This window comes from Amycolatopsis sp. NPDC104819, from assembly GCF_055583145.1.
Window position 1 is genome coordinate 1 of record NZ_JBVJON010000015.1, and the last position, 15,116, is coordinate 15,116.

A 15,116-nucleotide genomic window follows, 5' to 3' on the forward strand; every position below is an offset into this window, starting at 1 on the left:
CCCCCCCCCCCCCCCCCCCCCCCCCCCCCCCCCCCCCCCCCCCCCCCCCCCCCCCCCCCCCCCCCCCCCCCCCCCCCCCCCCCCCCCCCCCCACGGCCGTGTCCGATCCGGACGGTGCGCTAGTTGTCCCGGCGGTGCCGCCCGCCGCGCGACCCGGCGATCGCACGCACCCGCAGCGCCAGGTCGCTCCGGCGGGCCCGGCGCGCGTACTCCAGCAGCGCCTCGACCTGCTCCCGCGGGAGCGTGCCCTGGTCCGCGCCGACCTCCAGGCGCAGCAGGTGCGTCACCAGCTCGCGCGAGTCTTCACCCTGTTCCCCGGCCAGCTCCGCGAACCGCTCGGCCGCTTCGGCCTCACCGTCGCACCAGGCCGTCATCGACAGCAGGGTCGCCGTCGCCGTCAGGATGTCGCCGCGGTGGACGCCCCCTTCGGCCGCCAGGTGCTCCGCGAGCTGGAAGCTGTGTGTGCCGACCCCGCCGGCACCCTCTCTGCGCACCGCTTCCGCGAGCGCCCTGATCTGCTGCGTGACATAGTCCCCGCTCGACAACCCCGCCATGCTGTCCCCTCTGCCGCGCACGACAACTCGTGCGTCACCCCGACAGGTGTATCGCATCGGCGGCCAGATACCTCGGATGCCCCACCGGGTTTCCGCCGAGTGGTCGCATGATCAGGTCGGGCGGCCGCTCTCGCCGCGGCGCTGCGACACGTACACCGCCGCCGAGGTCCGCCGCTCGACCCCGAGCTTGTGCAGCACCGACGACACGTAGTTCTTCACCGTCTTCTCGGCCAGGAACAGCCGTTCGGCGATCTGCCGGTTGGTGAGGCCCTCCGCGACGAGGTCGAGCACCCGGCGCTCCTGCGGGCTGAGCTGCTCGTACCGCGGGTCCGGCGCCGCCGTCGACGTTTCTCCCCGCAGCTTGTTCATGACGGACGCGGTGAGCGTGGCGTCCAGCAGCGAGCCGCCGACGGCGACCGTGCGGACGGCGTCGACCAGCGACCGGCCGGAGACCTGCTTCAGCATGTACCCGGCCGCGCCCGCCATGATCGCGCCGAACAGCGCGTCGTCGTCCGAATAGGACGTCAGCATCAGGCACGCGGGCGGCGGCTCGACCGTCGAGCGGATCTCGCGGCACACCTCGACGCCCTGCCCGTCCGGCAGCCGGACGTCGAGGATCGCGACGTCCGGGCGGACCTGCGGAATCCGGACCAGCGCCTCGGCGGCCGTCGCCGCCTCCCCGGCCACCTCGATGTCGGCTTCGGGCTCGAACACGGTCTTCAGCCCGGTGCGGACCAGCTCGTGGTCGTCGAGCAGAAACACCGAGATCGTCATCACGCACTCCCCTGCTCGCCGGTTCGCGCCGGCAGCTCGGCCGTCCACTCCAGCCGGGAGCCGCCGCCGTCGGCGGCCACCAGCACGCACTTCCCGCTCCACCGCGCCGCGCGGGCGGCCAGGTTGCCCAGCCCGCTGACCCGCCCGGCCGCCGCCGGCGGGCCGGTCCCGTCGTCGCGCACCACCAGGCTCAGCCGCCGGCCGAGCCCGTCCACGGTGACCTCGACCGAGCACGACGTCGCCCCGGCGTGGCGCGCGACGTTCGTCAGGGCTTCGCGCAGCGACGCGGTCAGGTCGGTGCGGACGGCGTCGGGCACGGCGGCATCCAGCGGTCCGTCGAAGCCGACGCGCGGCTCGAAACCCAGCGTGTCCCGGGCGTCGACGGCCACGCGCAGCAGCTCGGCGCGAAGGCTGCCCTGGGCCTGTGACGGCGCCTGCAGCGAAAAGATGCTGTTGCGGATCTCGCGGATCGTGCCGTCGAGGTCCTGGGCGAACCCGGCCACGCGCGCGCCGACCCCCGGGTCGGAGATCAGCCTGCTGACCCCTTCCAGCCCGAGCCCGGTCGCGAAGAGCCGCTGGATGACGAGGTCGTGGAGATCGCGGGCGATCCGGTCGCGGTCCTCGAACACCGCGAGCTGCTGGCGGGCCACCTGGGCCCGGGAGAACTCGACGGCCAGCGCGGCGTGCCCGGCGAACGTCTCGGCCAGCTGGACGTCGGAGTCGGTGAACGGCGACTTGTCGCGGAACTTCGCCACGACGAGCACCCCGAGCGTCTCGTCGCCGACGATCAGCGGCACCGAGATCGCCGCGTCCAGGTCCTTGATCATCGCGGGCATCGGCCCGGCGCGGTCGCGCTGCTCGTTCTGGACGTGCTCGCCGTAGTCGCGGACCACGACGGGTTTGCGTGTGGTGTAGGCGATCCCGGTGGCCGTGCCCTCGGTCGGGACGGTCAGCCCGGTGAGCCGGTCGGAGTCCTCCCCCGGCGGCTCGACGACGTCGAAGACCAGCTGCCCCGGCCCGGCGGGCAGCGCGATCGCGCCGCCGGTGCCGCCCGCCACGACGCGGGCGCGTTCGGCGATCAGCCGCAGGGTCGCGCGCAGGTCCTGCGCGCCCAGCAGCGCGCGGGTGACGTCGTAGGACGCTTCCAGCCAGCGTTCGCGGCGGCGCATCCCGTCGACGAGCACGGCCTTCTCGACCGCCATCCCGGTCGCCGCGGTGAGCGCGCCCAGCACCTCGCGCTGACGACGGCCGAACTCGGCGCCGTCGCCGGGTTCGATCGAGAAGGTGCCGAACATCCGCTCGCCGGCCCGCAGCGGCAACTCGACCGCGACCCCGCTGCCGGGGCGCCCGTATTCGGCGACGGCGCCCTCGGGGCCGGTCACCTCGAGCCGGCCGTGGCGGGCGCCGAGCAGCTCGCACACCGTCTTGGCCGCGCGGTCCAGCACCGCCGGCAGTTCCAGCTCCCGTGCGATCCCGGCCACCGCGGCCAAGATCATCGGCATGCTGACTTCGTCCGCCACTGTTCCCGTCGACCCCGTTGGCTCGCCGTCTCCCGGAGGACTCCCCGGGCCGTCAAGGGTGCCACAGGGGGCTGCCCGTGTCGGTCCAATCCGGTTCGTCCATCCGGTGGGTCGATCGGAGCAGTGGCTTTGTTACTCGGCGTGGCAGGCGATGCGGTGACCGGTGATGGCTTCGACCGGGATGCGCAGGAACCGGCGCCCGGAAAGGGAGGGACACGGGCACAGGCAGGCGACTTCGTCGTCGACGGCGGACTCGGTGGCCCGGCCGAGGAGGCTCACGTACCAGCCCGCGCCGAAGTCGGCGGCGAAGTCGTCGGCTTCGAACGCGACGACGGCGTCACGCGCGCCCGCGTAGAGGGGACTGCCCGCCGGCACGGCGAACACGACGGCTTCCTCGACGACGGTGAACCGCACCGGGCGGACCGCGGGCATGGCGCGGTGGGTGAAGATCACCCGGCCGAGGCTCGCCGTCCGGAGCAGGGCGAGGCACTGCTGCCGGTCGAGCAGCAGCCCGAAGCCCACGTCGTCCACCATCGCGTACCTGTGTTTCTCCTGTGAAAAATCCCCGGTGACCAGCGTGATCGAAAGCCGTGGACGGCCGGTAGGGCCGTTCGGCCCGAGCGCCGCCGCGGTGGACCGCCGACGCCCTTTCGCCGCGGCGACGGCACAGCGCGAGCCCGCGCGGTAGGGCCGGAAGACCCGGGCCGTGGCGGTCGCCCGGCCGGTGTCGCGCTCACGCGCGGCGATCTAGCGTCGTGACCGTCCGTTGCCGGCGAGCGCTGCCGAGGGAGACGTGAGAACGATGCCGCCGCACTCCGCCGAGGGTGACGCCGCACCCACGGCGACGTTCGTGCTCGACCCGGCGCTGGTCCGCTCCGCCGTCGGCGGGAACCGGGCCGCGGTGGCCGGGCTGCTGCGCGCGCTGCGGCCGATGGTGTTCCGCTACTGCCTGGGCCGCCTCGGGGCGTGGCAGGACGGCTCGTCGGACGCCGAGGACTGCGCCCAGGACGTGCTGCTCGCGGTCGTCCGGGCGCTGCCGGGTTACCGCTACGAGGTGGACGGCTTCGTGCCGTTCGTCTTCGGGATCGCCGGGCACAAGGTCTCCGACTTCCACCGCCGCCGGGCGCGCGACCGCACGAGCCCGGTGGCCGACCCGCCCGCCGAGCGCTGGGTCGGCGCGGACCCGACCGGCGACGAGGTCGAGCGCTCCGCCGCGCTCGACTGGTCGGCCGGGCTGCTCGACACGCTCCCGCCGCGCCAGCGGGAGATCCTGGTGCTGCGCATCATCCTCGGGCTCTCGGCCGAGGAGACGGCCGCGGCGGTCGGCCTGGCCAGCGCGGGCGCGGTCCGCGTCGCCCAGCACCGGGCGCTCACGACGTTGCGGCGTGGCCTGCTCGCCCAGAAGCGCGAGGCGGCCTCGTAAAGCCCGGCTACGGCCGGGGTTGCCGCATCGAGGGACTTGGCCTCCTTCGATGCGGCTTCCTTCGTGTCCCGGGGCGCGGGACTTAGAGTCCCCGGATGAGACCTTCACGGACTTTCGCGGCGCCTCCCCGGCTGATCGTCGTCGGAGGGCTGCCCGCCACCGGGAAGTCCACCATCGCCGCGGAACTGGCCCGGCGCACCGGGTTCTCGTTCCTGCGGGTGGACACCATCGAACAGGCCATCGTCCGCGCGAGCCCGCTGGCGCAGCCGCTGGGACCGGTCGGTTACGTCGTCGCGCGGGACGTCGCCGCCGACCTGCTCCGCACCGGCGCCGGAGCCGTGGTGCTGGAGACCGAGATCGTCTGCTCGGACCCGGCCGAACACCGCCGCCGCGCCGAGTCCCGCGACGTCGGCATCGCGGACCTCGTGCCGCCGACGTGGCAGGAGATCCTCGACCGCGAGTACGAGCCGTGGACCCGGGACCGCCTCGTCGTCGACACCGCACGGGCCTCGGTCGACGAGGCGGTGGCGGTCATCGCAGCTGCGGCGCGGCCGTGACGTCGTCGTTGACGCTCTCCAGGCGGCGGCCGGTGGTGCGCGGGCCGAGGACCGCGACGTCCACCGCGACCACCACCAGCGCGGCGGCGACGATCAGGAACAGCGTCGTCGGGCCGTGCGAGCTCAGCAGCGGCACCAGCACGAACGGCATCGCGCCGCTCGCCAGCCGCGACAGCGAATAGGTGCCGCTGGAGGCCGTCGAGCGCAGTGCCGTCGGGAAGATCTCGGCCTGGTAGATGTGGTAGGCGTTCGAGAACAGGTTGCTGGTCGCGGTGTAGAGGAAGCCGAACACGAGGATCAGCGCCATCGAGCCCGCGTAGCCGAACGCGATGCCGAACACCGCCATCGCTAGTACCGAGCCGACCACCAGGTACTTGCGCTCCACGCGTTCGACGATCGGCAGCGACAGCGCCGAGCCGACGGGGTAGCCGAGATAGGTCAGCGCCGCGAACAGCAGCGACTGCGAGACGGCGTACCCCTTCGCCGCCAGCACGAGCGGCACGAGCGTGCCGAAGCCGTAGTAGCCGAGGGTCTGCAGGATGTGGAAGACGACCATCATCCAGGTGCGGCGGCGCAGGCCCGCGCCGAACAGCTTGCGCACCGGCGCCGCGGCGCGCTTGCGGGTGGTGCCGCGCGGCGGCGCGGGGTTTTCGTGCACGGCGCCCCGAGCTTCGGCTTCCAGCCCGGCCACCAGGTGCTCGGCTTCTTCGGTGCGGCCGACGGAGTCCAGCCACCGCGGCGACTCGGGCAGGCCGCGCCGCAGCAGGAAGACCGCGCCCGCGCCGAGCGCGCCGAGGACGAACAGCCAGCGCCAGCCGGCGATGCCGAGGACCTCGTGCTCGGTCAGCCCGCGGGCGAGGAAGCCGACCACCGGGAAGCCGCAGAAGGCGAGGGTGTAGGCCCAGGCGATGAACCGGCCGCGCTTGCGGGCGGGCAGCAGGTCGGTGAGGTAGGTGTCGGCCAGCGGCGGCTCCGCGCCGAGGCCGATGCCCGCGAAGAACCGCGTCACGAGCAGCATCAGCGCACTGCCGCTGAACGCGCCGAGCAACGAGAACAGCGAGTACAGCCCCAGGTTGAGCAGGAACGCGCCGCGGCGGCCGAACCGGTCGGCGAGCCGGCCGAGCAGCAGCGCGCCGAAGAACATGCCGACGAACGTCGACGCCAGCAGCGGCGGCAGGTCCGCTTTGGACAGATCGAACTCTTCCACCAGCACCGAGCTCAGCACGCCGGTCAGGAAGACCTCGTAGAAGTCGAAGAACAGGCCGAGCCCGACGGCGACGGTGGCCCGGCGGTGGGTGCGGGTGATGGGCAGCCGGTCGAGCCGGCCCGCGATCGTGCCGGTGTCCGGCGCGGTGTTCGCCATCCGTCGTCTCCTTTGACTTCGCCACGATGTGGTTGGCCGACCCATGATGTGACGGTCGACGCGCGGAGTCAAGGACACCCCGGACGAAGTCCGGATGCGTTAACGGGCAACGTGCCGCTCACCGGTACGAACCGGACAGCCTCGCGTTCAGAGCGCGGCGACCCGCTCGGCACCCGGGCGGTACCCGAGCCGCTCCGAGGCCCGGCGGCCCGCCTCGACCACGACCGGCGCCAGCCGCGGCACGTCGGCCGCCGTCATCCGCTGGGTCGGCGCGCCGATCCCGATCGCCGCGCTGACCTCGCCGTTCAGGCCGAACACCGGCGCGCTGAGCGACGCCGCGCCGAGGTCGCGCTCTTCGAAGCTCACCGCGTACCCCGTCTCGCGGATCTGCCCGAGCTGCTCGGTGAGCAGGTCGATGTCGACCGTCGTGCGCGGGGTGAAGCGGGCCAGGCCGTGGCCGATCGCGTCCTTGACCGCGAGCTTGTCCCAGGCCAGGAACACCTTCCCGGCCGAGCCGGCGTGCAGCGGCATCACCATGCCGACGACGAACAGCCGCACCACCGGGTGCCGGGACTCGGCGAGCGAGATGACCGTGCGGTACGCGCCGTCGCGGACGTAGAGGCACGCCGTCTCGCCGGTTTCGTCGCGCAGCTGCTGCAGCACCGGGCGGGTCAGCCGGACCAGGTCGAGGCCGAACGTGCCGGGCGCCGCCCAGCGGACCAGGCCGAGCCCGACGCGGTAGGTGTCGTCGTAGCGGTCGAGGAAGCCCTCGCGCACCAGGTTGTGCACCAGCCGCTGGCACGTGCTCGCCGGCAGCCCGGTGGACCGGGTGATCTGCTGCAGCGTCAGCTCGGGGTTGTCGATGGTGAACGACTCGAGGATCTGCTTGAACTTGCGCAGCACCAGCACCGGCGTGGTGCCACTGCGTTCTTCCTCGGCCATTCGCCCCGTCCCGTGCCCCGTGGTGTGCCGCACAGTCTATCCACGCTCATCGCTGTTGACTCTCCGACACCCGCCCGTATTCTGGGTTGACAACTCACATAGTGGTTGGGAGTCGGGCATGAGCGAACAAACCGGGCCGCTGACCGGTGTCCGGGTGGTCGAACTGGGGAACTTCATCGCCGCGCCGACCGCCGGGCGCCTGCTGGCCGACTTCGGCGCCGACGTCGTCAAGGTCGAGCGCCCGGGCACCGGGGACGAGCTGCGGCGCTGGCGGCTGCACGGCGGGGACACGTCGCTGCTGTTCCGCACGCTCGGCCGCAACAAGCGCTCGGTGACCGTCGACCTGCGCCGTCCCGAAGGCCAGGAGATCGTGCGTGGGCTGGCCGCCCGCGGCGACGTCCTGCTGGAGAACTTCCGGCCCGGCACCCTGGAACGCTGGGGACTCGGCCCGGACGAGCTGCGCGCGCTCAACCCGCGGCTGGTCGTGGTCCGCGTGTCCGGCTACGGCCAGACCGGCCCCTACCGCGACCGGCCCGGCTTCGGCGGGGTCGCCGAGGCGATCGGCGGCCTGCGCGCGCTGACCGGCTATCCCGACCGGCCGCCGACCCGGGTCGGGGTCAGCCTCGCCGACTCCGTCGCCGGGCTCTACGCGGTGATCGGCGCGCTGATGGGCCTGCTGCGGCGCGACCGCGAGCCGGGCGCCACGCCGGGCGAGGTGGTCGACGTCGCGTTGTACGAAGCCGTGTATTCGCTGATGGAGTCGCTGGTCCCGGACTTCGAGGCGTTCGGCGTCACGCGCGGCCCCGCCGGGTCCGCGCTGCCCGGCGTGGCGCCGTCCAACACCTACCGCTGCGCCGACGGGAAGTACATCGTCGTCAGCGGCAACGGCGACGCGATCTTCCGGCGGCTGATGCGCGCGATCGACCGCGACGACCTCGCGGACGACCCGCGTTTCGCGGACAACGCCGGGCGCGTCGAGCACGCCGGCCTGCTCGACGACGCGATCGGCGCGTGGACGGCGACCCTCGCCCAGGAGGCCGCCGAAGCGGCGCTGCGCGCGGCGTCCGTCCCTTGTGGACCGATCCTGACCGCGGCCGACATCACCAAGGACCCGCACTTCGCGGCGCGCGGCATGCACGAACGGCACCGCGTGCGCGGCCACCACACCGAAGTCACCTTCCCCGGCATCGTGCCGAAGCTGACCGAACGGCCCGGGTCGACCCGGGCGCTCGGGCCGGAGCTGGGCGAACACACCGAGGCCGTGCTCGCGGAGCTCGGTCTCACCGGCGAGGCCGTTGCCCACCTGCGCGAGAAAGGCGTGATCTGACATGAGCGAGGTCCTCATCACCGAGGTCGTGCTGCGCGACGGCCTGCAGGACGAGCCGGTCACCGTGCCGTCGCACGAGAAGGTCCGGCTCGCCCGTGGCCTGATCGACGCGGGCCTGCGCTCCCTGGAGGTCGGCTCGTTCGTCTCGCCGCGGCGGGTGCCGCAGCTGGCCGACACGGGCGAGGTGCTGCGGACCCTGCTGCCGGACGTGCCGGCGAGCCTGCACACGCTCGTGTTCACCGAACGCGGGGCGCGGCAGGCGATCGACGCCGGCGCGAAGGCGGTGCGGCTGGTCGTTTCGGCCGGCGACGGGCACAGCGCCGCCAACGCCGGGGTCCCGACGGCCGCGGCCCTGGACCGGCTGGCCGGGTGCGCCGAATTGCTCGCTGCGGCGGGCGTGGCGATGGAAGCGTCGGTCGCGACGGCGTTCGTGTGCCCGTTCGACGGGGACACCGACCCCGCCCGGACGGCCGGCGTCGCCGCCCGGCTGGGCGCACTGGGCGCGCGGGTGGTCCACCTCGCCGACACGATCGGCGCCGCCCGGCCCGGCCAGCTGCGCGCGACCGTGGCCGCCGTGCGCGACGAGCTGCCGGACGTGCCGCTCGGCCTGCACCTGCACAACACCTACGGCCGCGCGGCGGCCAACGCGTGGGAGGGGCTCGGCCTCGGCATCCGCCGCTTCGACTCGGCGCTCGGCGGACTGGGCGGCTGCCCGTTCGCCCCGGGCGCGTCCGGCAACGTCGCGACGGACGACCTCGTCGACTTCTTCCACCGCGAAGGCGTCGCGACCGGGATCGACGTCGGGAAGCTGGCCGAGCTGCGCGACCAGGTGGCCCTCGCCGTGGGCCACCGCCTCGACTCGGCCCTGGCCGCGATCCCGGCGGTCCCGGCGGCGCTGCGCTGACCTTCCGGCAACGCCGTGAATGACTCATTCCTGGCGTCGGACGTCAGGAATGAGTCATTCACCACGGCGGCCTGGCGCCCGGCGGCCGGGAATCTGATCTCCGGCCGGAACGGTTCTCCCGCCGTGGCGCGAACACAGATTCCCCAACCCGCGGCCGGCGGGCATTCCGCGCGCCTCACTCAGGGATACGGATGCCGGTTCGGATCGGTTCAAAGTTTTTCGCCACACCCCTCGAAGCTGGACAACGCCCTGGTCGGCGGCCCAAGATGACCGCGCACCCGAGACCGCCGGAGCGGGTCACGCGCGGCTACCCAGCGTGATCCACCTGTGAGCCGTCGCGTCCGCGTCATTTGGTGTGCGCCATTCTTCGTCAATTCTTGACGCCCTTTCACGCCCGCGCCCGGCTACGGAAACGGAAACCGGCCCTGACGGTTCGTGATTGCCGGAAATACCTTCTTGCCCGGCGTCAAGTCCCGGTGTAGCTTCCATCACGGAACGATAACCAGCCGGTTGACGGCGCGGCCACGGGCAGGTGGTCGCGCATCCGCCGATGTCGGGTCGGTGGACCAGCCGGGAATCGTTCCCCCCGCCGACGTTTTTCCTGATGGGCCGAGCCCTGCCTCGCGTCCGTTCAGTGTCGTGCGTTCCCGCCAGCCCGACACCCCCGGAGGATTCCGCATGTCCCGCACCCAAGGACGGCATCGCCTTTCCCGCAGAACGAAGATCGCGACCGGCGGCCTCGCCCTCGCGATCGCCGTGGGTGGCATCGTCGTCGCCACGACCACCGGCGGCACCGGCGAAGCCAGTGCCGACGAAGCCGATCCCGCGCTCTACGTCGACATCCTGAAGGTGAAGCCGAACCAGTTCGACCCGCGGCCGGTCTACGGCGCGTCGACCGGCACCTTCACCGTCGACTGCGGCCGCAACGAGAACGGCCACTTCAACCCCGACAACTTCATCGCCCAGCCCGGCGTCCGCAACGGCGCCCAGCACCTGCACGACTACGTCGGCAACCTCTCGACCAACGCCGACTCGAACAACAAGAGCCTCGTCAAGGCCGGCACCACCTGCCGCAACGGCGACAAGTCCGCCTACTTCTGGCCCGTCGTCCGCATCGACACCGGCGAAGCAGAAAAGAACGCGCCGGCGAAGAAGCCCGACGGCGACCGCGCGCAGGCCGACCAGGAGGCGAAGACCGTCCAGGTCGCCTGCCCGGACGTCGCGAGCAAGCTCACCGACGTGCCCGACCAGGCGATGGCGGAGGTCGACGGCAACCTCGACCAGCTCGACACGCAGACCGACGAGGCCAACCAGCGTGTCGCGCAGACGCAGGGCCAGGGCGGCGCGGACTTCGTGCAGAACGCCATCCTGAACCCGCTGAAGGACCGGCGCGCGGCGATCCTCGAGCGGATCGCCAGCATCATCGCCCGGTTCGCGCCGAAGCCGAAGGACCTCGGCGGGCTCGCGCCGTGCGCGCCAAAGCCCGGCAAGGACACCGGCACGCCCACCCCGCCGCCGAGCAGCACCGCGGGTGGCGCGCTGCCGGGCCAGGACGAGAACAACGAGCTCCCGGGCAACGACGGGGAGATCCAGCGGCCGCAGAAGGTCCAGATCACCTTCCGCGGCAGCCCGGTAGGCAAGGTCGTGGCGATGCCGCGCTTCCTGCGTGTCCTCTACGGCGACGCCAAGCAGAGCACCAACGGGCCGGCCAACGCCCGGGCGAGCTGGACGTGCACCGGCTTCGAGAACCGCGTCACGGACAAGTACCCGATCTGCCCGCAGAACAGCAAGGTCAAGCGGATCCACACGTTCCCGAGCTGCTGGGACGGGAAGAACACCGACAGCGCCAACCACCGCACGCACATCGTGTTCCCGGACAAGTTCGGGCAGTGCGCCAAGGGGTTCAAGGCCGTGCCGCAGCTGCAGATCTCGCTGACCTACGACATCCCGCACGACATCCAGGTCAAGAAGCAGTACAAAGTGGACGCCTTCCCCCAGGAGAAGCACAACCCGCTGTCCGACCACGACGACTTCGCCAACGTGATGTCGCAGCGGATCATGAACGGGCTGGTCAACTGCGTGAACCGCGGCAAGAACTGCCGCGCGTGAGCTGAGCGGACCCCCTCCCACGGCCTCCCACCGGCGATCCGCCGGTGGGAGGCCTTCATGGTTCCGGGCGTGCGTATCTCCCGGACCGGACCGTGACGAACGGGGGCCCGGCACGTGCGGACCGCAGTCCAGAAGACGCCGGAACACCCGGGCGCGACCGAAACTGGATCACCTCACCACTCTCCGGTTGCGGCCGGGGCCCGCACACCGAAGAGGAGGAACCGCGGGATTTCCGCCCCAACGCACCCCACCACGTGCCGCGGCCCCCTGGCTCCGGGGCCGCGGCACACCCACGTCCGGCCCACCGGAGGTTCGTGATGCCCGCCGACGACGTCCGCCTGCGGTTGACCGGGGCCGAGGTCCACGACCTCGGCCCCGGACGGTGCCTGCTGATCACGCCGAGCGGCGGTGAGGTCCCGATTCCCGCGCCCGCGCACGAGATCCGGGACTGGGTCCGCCGCTGCGACGGCACCCGCGGCCGCACCGAGCTGCTGTCCTGGATGGACCCCGGCTTCGGCGAGATCGTCGATCGCCTGGCCGCGGACAGCGTTTCCGCGCCGGCGCGCCACCCCGGCGTCAGGTCCCCCCGGATCACCACGACCACCGTGCTGCTGGCCGGCTCGCCGGAGCTGACCGCCCCTCTGGCGGACATCCTGGCGACGTCCGGTTACGCGCGGGTCGAGGTGCTCACCGGCCTCGACCGCCCCTTCCCGGTGACCACGGACGACACCGTCCTCGTCGCGGTGTACACCCGTCCGGCGCATGCCGAACTCACCGCGCTGGGCGCGTTGTGCGCCCGCCACGGGCTGCGCTTCTTCCCGTTCCGCGCCGAACACGGCCGGGGTCTCGCCGGGCCCGCGGTCACGCCGGGCACCGGCCCCGGATTCGCCGACGCGCTCGCCCGTCGTGCCGCCGCCGAGGATCCGCGGGAGCTCGACGAGGCCGGCTCGCGGTTCTCCCCCGCCGACGCCCGCTGGCTGCTCACCACCGTCGCCGTCCAGCTGGGACGCTGGATCGCCGGCGAACCCGCCGCCACCACCACCGGGGAGCTCGAGCTCGACCCGGCGCGGCTGACGGCGTTGCCGCGGCCCGTGCTGCCGTTGTCCTCCCGGCGCGGGCAGGCGGCGGACGAGCCGCGCCCCGGCCTGCTCGTCGACGACCGGACCGGGATCGTGACCGGCGTCCACGAACTGCCGGGCGCCCCGGCGCGGCTGCGGGTGTATGCCGCCGATGTCGCGGGCCACGGACGGGTGGTCGGCGCGTCGTGGCAGGACGTCGAGTCCGCTCGCGACGCGGCACTCGGCGAGGCGGTGCGGCTCTACTGCGGCGCGTCACCGCTCTCGGACGACGACGTCCGCCACGACAGTTACGCACGGCTGCGGCGCGACGGCGTCCCGGCGCTCGACCCGCGCCGGCTGAACCTCTATTCGCCGCGGCAGTACCGCACCCCCGGTTTCCCGTTCGCGCCGTTGACCCCCGACGTCGCGATCGACTGGCTGGCAGGGTTTTCGCACACCCGGCGGGAACCGGTCTGGGTTCCGGCGTGCCTCGTCTCGCCCGGGCCCGGCGCCCGCTTCACCGCCCCGCTCTCCGCCGGGGCGGCCGGTGGGACCAGCGAAGAGCAGACCCTCACCGCCGGTCTGGAAGCGGTACTGGCCCGGGACTCGGCCATGCTCTGGTGGGCCAACACCCCGCGGCTGCCGCGGCTCCGGCTGACGACCGAACTGCGCGCGCTCGTCGCCGAGACCGCCGAAACCCACGACGTCACGCTCATCCCCCTGGACACCGAGTTCGGCGTCCCGGTAATCGCGGCCGCCGTCTTCGACCGCACCCGGCGGCGGCTGACGACCGGGTTCGCGAGCCGCTCCGACGCGGTCGAGGCAGCCAAAGCGGCGCTCGCCGAGGGTTTTGCGTTGCAGCACACGCAGCTCACCCTCGACGACGAGCGGGCGCCGGGCCGGTCGGGCGCGCTCAAGCCGTACCGCGCCGACCGCCGGTACCTCGACTCCTACCGCGAGGACTTCGCCGACGTCGTGGATCCGGCGTGCCAGCAGCAGGTCCACCTCGACCCGCGCGCGGCGGCCCGGACCGCGCCGTGGGTGCGCGACCTGCCGGCGCGCGGCTGGGAAGGCCTGCCGGCGTTGGGAGAGCGGACTTTCAAGGCCTACCAGGATCGGGTGGAGGCGCGCGGGTTCGAGGTGATCAGTGTCGACCTCACCACTCGCGACGTCGCCGCCGCCGGCTTCCACGTCACGCACACGCTCGTGCCGGGACTGGTGCCCGCGTTCCCGGCCGGGCTGCCCCGCTGGGGCGACGGCCGGATCCGCCGCGCGGCCGTCGACCTCGGGTGGCGGGAGAAGCCGTTGCCGGAGGAGCGGCTGAACGTCTTCCCGCTCCCCTACGCCTGAGAAGTTCGTTCGGTGGCTTCGTTTTCCGCGCGCGTCAGCGTGTCTTCGGTGATCCCGAACAGGCCGCCGACGACGGCGAAGGCCAGCACGGTCATGAGCACGAACACGGTGTGCAGCCCGGCGGCCTGCGCGAGCGCGCCGCCGGCCAGGGCGCCGAGCGACTTGGTGCCCCAGGCGACGAGCCGGTGACTGCTGTTGAGCCGGCCGAGCAGGCGGTCGGGCGTCACGCGCTGGCGCAGTGACACCATCACGACGTTCGAGACGAGGATTCCCGCGCCGCCGAGGAAGAACGCGGCGCCGACGAGGAACGGGTCGGCCGTCACGGTGAGCACGCCGACCGTGAGCCCGCCGGCGAGCCACGACACCCACAGCGCGCGGACGCGGCCGAGCACCCGTTCCACCGGCTCGGCGAGCAGCGACCCGGCCAGGCCACCGGCGGCGGTCATGGCCATCAGCAGGCCGAAGGCGGGTCCGGACAGTCCCATCGCCGAGCCCGGGCCCGCCGCGTAGAGCACGAACACCGCGAAGGTCGCGCCGGTGGCGAAGTTGAACGTGCCGACCATGACCGAGAACGTCCGCAGCACCCGGTGCCGCACGAGGAACCGCAGGCCTTCGGTGATGTCCGCGCGGAGCGAGGTGGGCGCCGGGCGTTCGATCCGGTAGGACCCGCGCACGAGCAGCAGCGCCACGACGGCCACCGCCCACAGCGCCACCGGCGTGACGAGGGCGGCGACCACCCCGGCCGCGGCGAGCACCCCGGCGAGCGGCGGGCCGGCGAACTCGTTGGCCGTCTGCTCGGCGGCGAACATCCGGCCGTTGGCGCGGGCCAGCTGCGCCCGCCCGACCACCTGCGGCACGATCGACTGCGCGGCGGTGTCGTAGATGGTCTCGGCACACCCCACCCCGACGGCGGCGACGTAGAGCGCCCAGATCGACCCCCCGCCGAAGACGGTCAGCAGGCTCACTCCGGCGAGCAGTCCCCCGCGGACGAGGTTGGCGGCGAGCATCGCGCGGCGGCGGTCGAGGCGATCGACCAGCGCGCCGGCGGGCAGCGCGAAGAGCAGCCACGGCAGGCTGAAGGCGAAAGCGAGCCCGGCGATGAGCGCCGGCTCCCGGGTGTAACCGACGGCGACGAGTGGCAGCGCGACCTTGAGCACGCCGTCGGCGAGGCTGGACAGGCCGGCGGCGGTCCACAGCCGCCAGAACACGGGGTTCATGAATGGAGGTTCGCACAT

General features: G+C 73.0%; 13 protein-coding genes. 6 read left to right on the top strand and 7 right to left on the bottom strand.

Annotated features, from left to right (window positions below):
- Positions 1-119 precede the first annotated feature (119 nt).
- From ACZ63E_RS37065 to ACZ63E_RS37080, 4 genes are all read right to left on the bottom strand, one after another.
- Positions 120-554, bottom strand: coding sequence for a hypothetical protein (locus ACZ63E_RS37065; protein WP_465340950.1), 435 nt, complete (start codon positions 552-554; stop codon positions 120-122).
- A 111-nt stretch (positions 555-665) separates the two neighbouring features.
- Positions 666-1,328, bottom strand: coding sequence for a response regulator (locus ACZ63E_RS37070; RefSeq protein ID WP_465340951.1), 663 nt, complete (start codon positions 1,326-1,328; stop codon positions 666-668).
- On the bottom strand, positions 1,328-2,830 hold the full coding sequence (locus ACZ63E_RS37075; RefSeq protein ID WP_465340953.1) for a GAF domain-containing sensor histidine kinase: 1,503 nt from the start codon (positions 2,828-2,830) through the stop codon (positions 1,328-1,330). Before ACZ63E_RS37075 ends, ACZ63E_RS37070 begins: the two co-directional genes overlap by 1 nt.
- A gap of 150 nt (positions 2,831-2,980) precedes the next feature.
- Positions 2,981-3,382, bottom strand: a complete 402-nt coding sequence (locus ACZ63E_RS37080) for a pyridoxamine 5'-phosphate oxidase family protein (RefSeq protein ID WP_465313826.1) — start codon at positions 3,380-3,382, stop codon at positions 2,981-2,983.
- Between the two features lie 268 nt (positions 3,383-3,650).
- Between ACZ63E_RS37080 and ACZ63E_RS37085 the strand changes: the two genes are divergently transcribed.
- Both ACZ63E_RS37085 and ACZ63E_RS37090 read left to right on the top strand, forming a co-directional pair.
- On the top strand, positions 3,651-4,271 hold the full coding sequence (locus ACZ63E_RS37085; protein WP_465313959.1) for a sigma-70 family RNA polymerase sigma factor: 621 nt from the start codon (positions 3,651-3,653) through the stop codon (positions 4,269-4,271).
- A 95-nt stretch (positions 4,272-4,366) separates the two neighbouring features.
- Positions 4,367-4,828 (top strand): P-loop nucleotide/nucleoside kinase family protein, encoded by a 462-nt coding sequence (locus ACZ63E_RS37090; protein ID WP_465340955.1) that lies wholly within the window; start codon positions 4,367-4,369, stop codon positions 4,826-4,828.
- Here the strand turns inward: ACZ63E_RS37090 and ACZ63E_RS37095 are convergent.
- Positions 4,803-6,191 (bottom strand): MFS transporter, encoded by a 1,389-nt coding sequence (locus ACZ63E_RS37095; protein ID WP_465340957.1) that lies wholly within the window; start codon positions 6,189-6,191, stop codon positions 4,803-4,805. The two genes, ACZ63E_RS37090 and ACZ63E_RS37095, sit on opposite strands and share 26 nt — an antisense overlap.
- A 147-nt stretch (positions 6,192-6,338) precedes the next feature.
- Positions 6,339-7,133, bottom strand: coding sequence for an IclR family transcriptional regulator (locus tag ACZ63E_RS37100; RefSeq protein WP_465340958.1), 795 nt, complete (start codon positions 7,131-7,133; stop codon positions 6,339-6,341).
- Between the two features lie 118 nt (positions 7,134-7,251).
- On the opposite strand from ACZ63E_RS37100, the gene ACZ63E_RS37105 reads away from it, so the two are divergent.
- The 4 genes from ACZ63E_RS37105 to ACZ63E_RS37120 all read left to right on the top strand — a co-directional run bounded on the left by ACZ63E_RS37105 (position 7,252) and on the right by ACZ63E_RS37120 (position 13,881).
- Positions 7,252-8,460, top strand: a complete 1,209-nt coding sequence (locus ACZ63E_RS37105; RefSeq protein WP_465340960.1) for a CaiB/BaiF CoA transferase family protein — start codon at positions 7,252-7,254, stop codon at positions 8,458-8,460.
- Between the two features lies 1 nt (position 8,461).
- Positions 8,462-9,364, top strand: coding sequence for a hydroxymethylglutaryl-CoA lyase (locus tag ACZ63E_RS37110; RefSeq protein WP_465340962.1), 903 nt, complete (start codon positions 8,462-8,464; stop codon positions 9,362-9,364).
- 678 nt (positions 9,365-10,042) lie between these two features.
- Positions 10,043-11,473, top strand: coding sequence for a DUF1996 domain-containing protein (locus tag ACZ63E_RS37115; protein WP_465340964.1), 1,431 nt, complete (start codon positions 10,043-10,045; stop codon positions 11,471-11,473).
- 317 nt (positions 11,474-11,790) lie between these two features.
- Positions 11,791-13,881, top strand: coding sequence for a YcaO-like family protein (locus tag ACZ63E_RS37120; protein ID WP_465340965.1), 2,091 nt, complete (start codon positions 11,791-11,793; stop codon positions 13,879-13,881).
- On the opposite strand, the gene ACZ63E_RS37125 is transcribed toward ACZ63E_RS37120, so the two are convergent.
- Positions 13,872-15,098, bottom strand: a complete 1,227-nt coding sequence (locus ACZ63E_RS37125; protein WP_465340967.1) for an MFS transporter — start codon at positions 15,096-15,098, stop codon at positions 13,872-13,874. The two genes, ACZ63E_RS37120 and ACZ63E_RS37125, sit on opposite strands and share 10 nt — an antisense overlap.
- Between the last annotated feature and the right edge of the window lie 18 nt (positions 15,099-15,116).

Coding starts and splice junctions, on each gene's coding strand:
- ACZ63E_RS37090 (WP_465340955.1), top strand. CDS start 4,367: ATGAGACCTTCACGGACTTTCGCGGCGCCTCCCCGGCTGATCGTCGTC.
- ACZ63E_RS37070 (WP_465340951.1), bottom strand. CDS start 1,328: ATGACGATCTCGGTGTTTCTGCTCGACGACCACGAGCTGGTCCGCACC.
- ACZ63E_RS37125 (WP_465340967.1), bottom strand. CDS start 15,098: ATGAACCCCGTGTTCTGGCGGCTGTGGACCGCCGCCGGCCTGTCCAGC.
- ACZ63E_RS37115 (WP_465340964.1), top strand. CDS start 10,043: ATGTCCCGCACCCAAGGACGGCATCGCCTTTCCCGCAGAACGAAGATC.
- ACZ63E_RS37080 (WP_465313826.1), bottom strand. CDS start 3,382: ATGGTGGACGACGTGGGCTTCGGGCTGCTGCTCGACCGGCAGCAGTGC.
- ACZ63E_RS37095 (WP_465340957.1), bottom strand. CDS start 6,191: ATGGCGAACACCGCGCCGGACACCGGCACGATCGCGGGCCGGCTCGAC.
- ACZ63E_RS37085 (WP_465313959.1), top strand. CDS start 3,651: ATGCCGCCGCACTCCGCCGAGGGTGACGCCGCACCCACGGCGACGTTC.
- ACZ63E_RS37075 (WP_465340953.1), bottom strand. CDS start 2,830: ATGCCGATGATCTTGGCCGCGGTGGCCGGGATCGCACGGGAGCTGGAA.
- ACZ63E_RS37065 (WP_465340950.1), bottom strand. CDS start 554: ATGGCGGGGTTGTCGAGCGGGGACTATGTCACGCAGCAGATCAGGGCG.
- ACZ63E_RS37105 (WP_465340960.1), top strand. CDS start 7,252: ATGAGCGAACAAACCGGGCCGCTGACCGGTGTCCGGGTGGTCGAACTG.
- ACZ63E_RS37120 (WP_465340965.1), top strand. CDS start 11,791: ATGCCCGCCGACGACGTCCGCCTGCGGTTGACCGGGGCCGAGGTCCAC.
- ACZ63E_RS37110 (WP_465340962.1), top strand. CDS start 8,462: ATGAGCGAGGTCCTCATCACCGAGGTCGTGCTGCGCGACGGCCTGCAG.
- ACZ63E_RS37100 (WP_465340958.1), bottom strand. CDS start 7,133: ATGGCCGAGGAAGAACGCAGTGGCACCACGCCGGTGCTGGTGCTGCGC.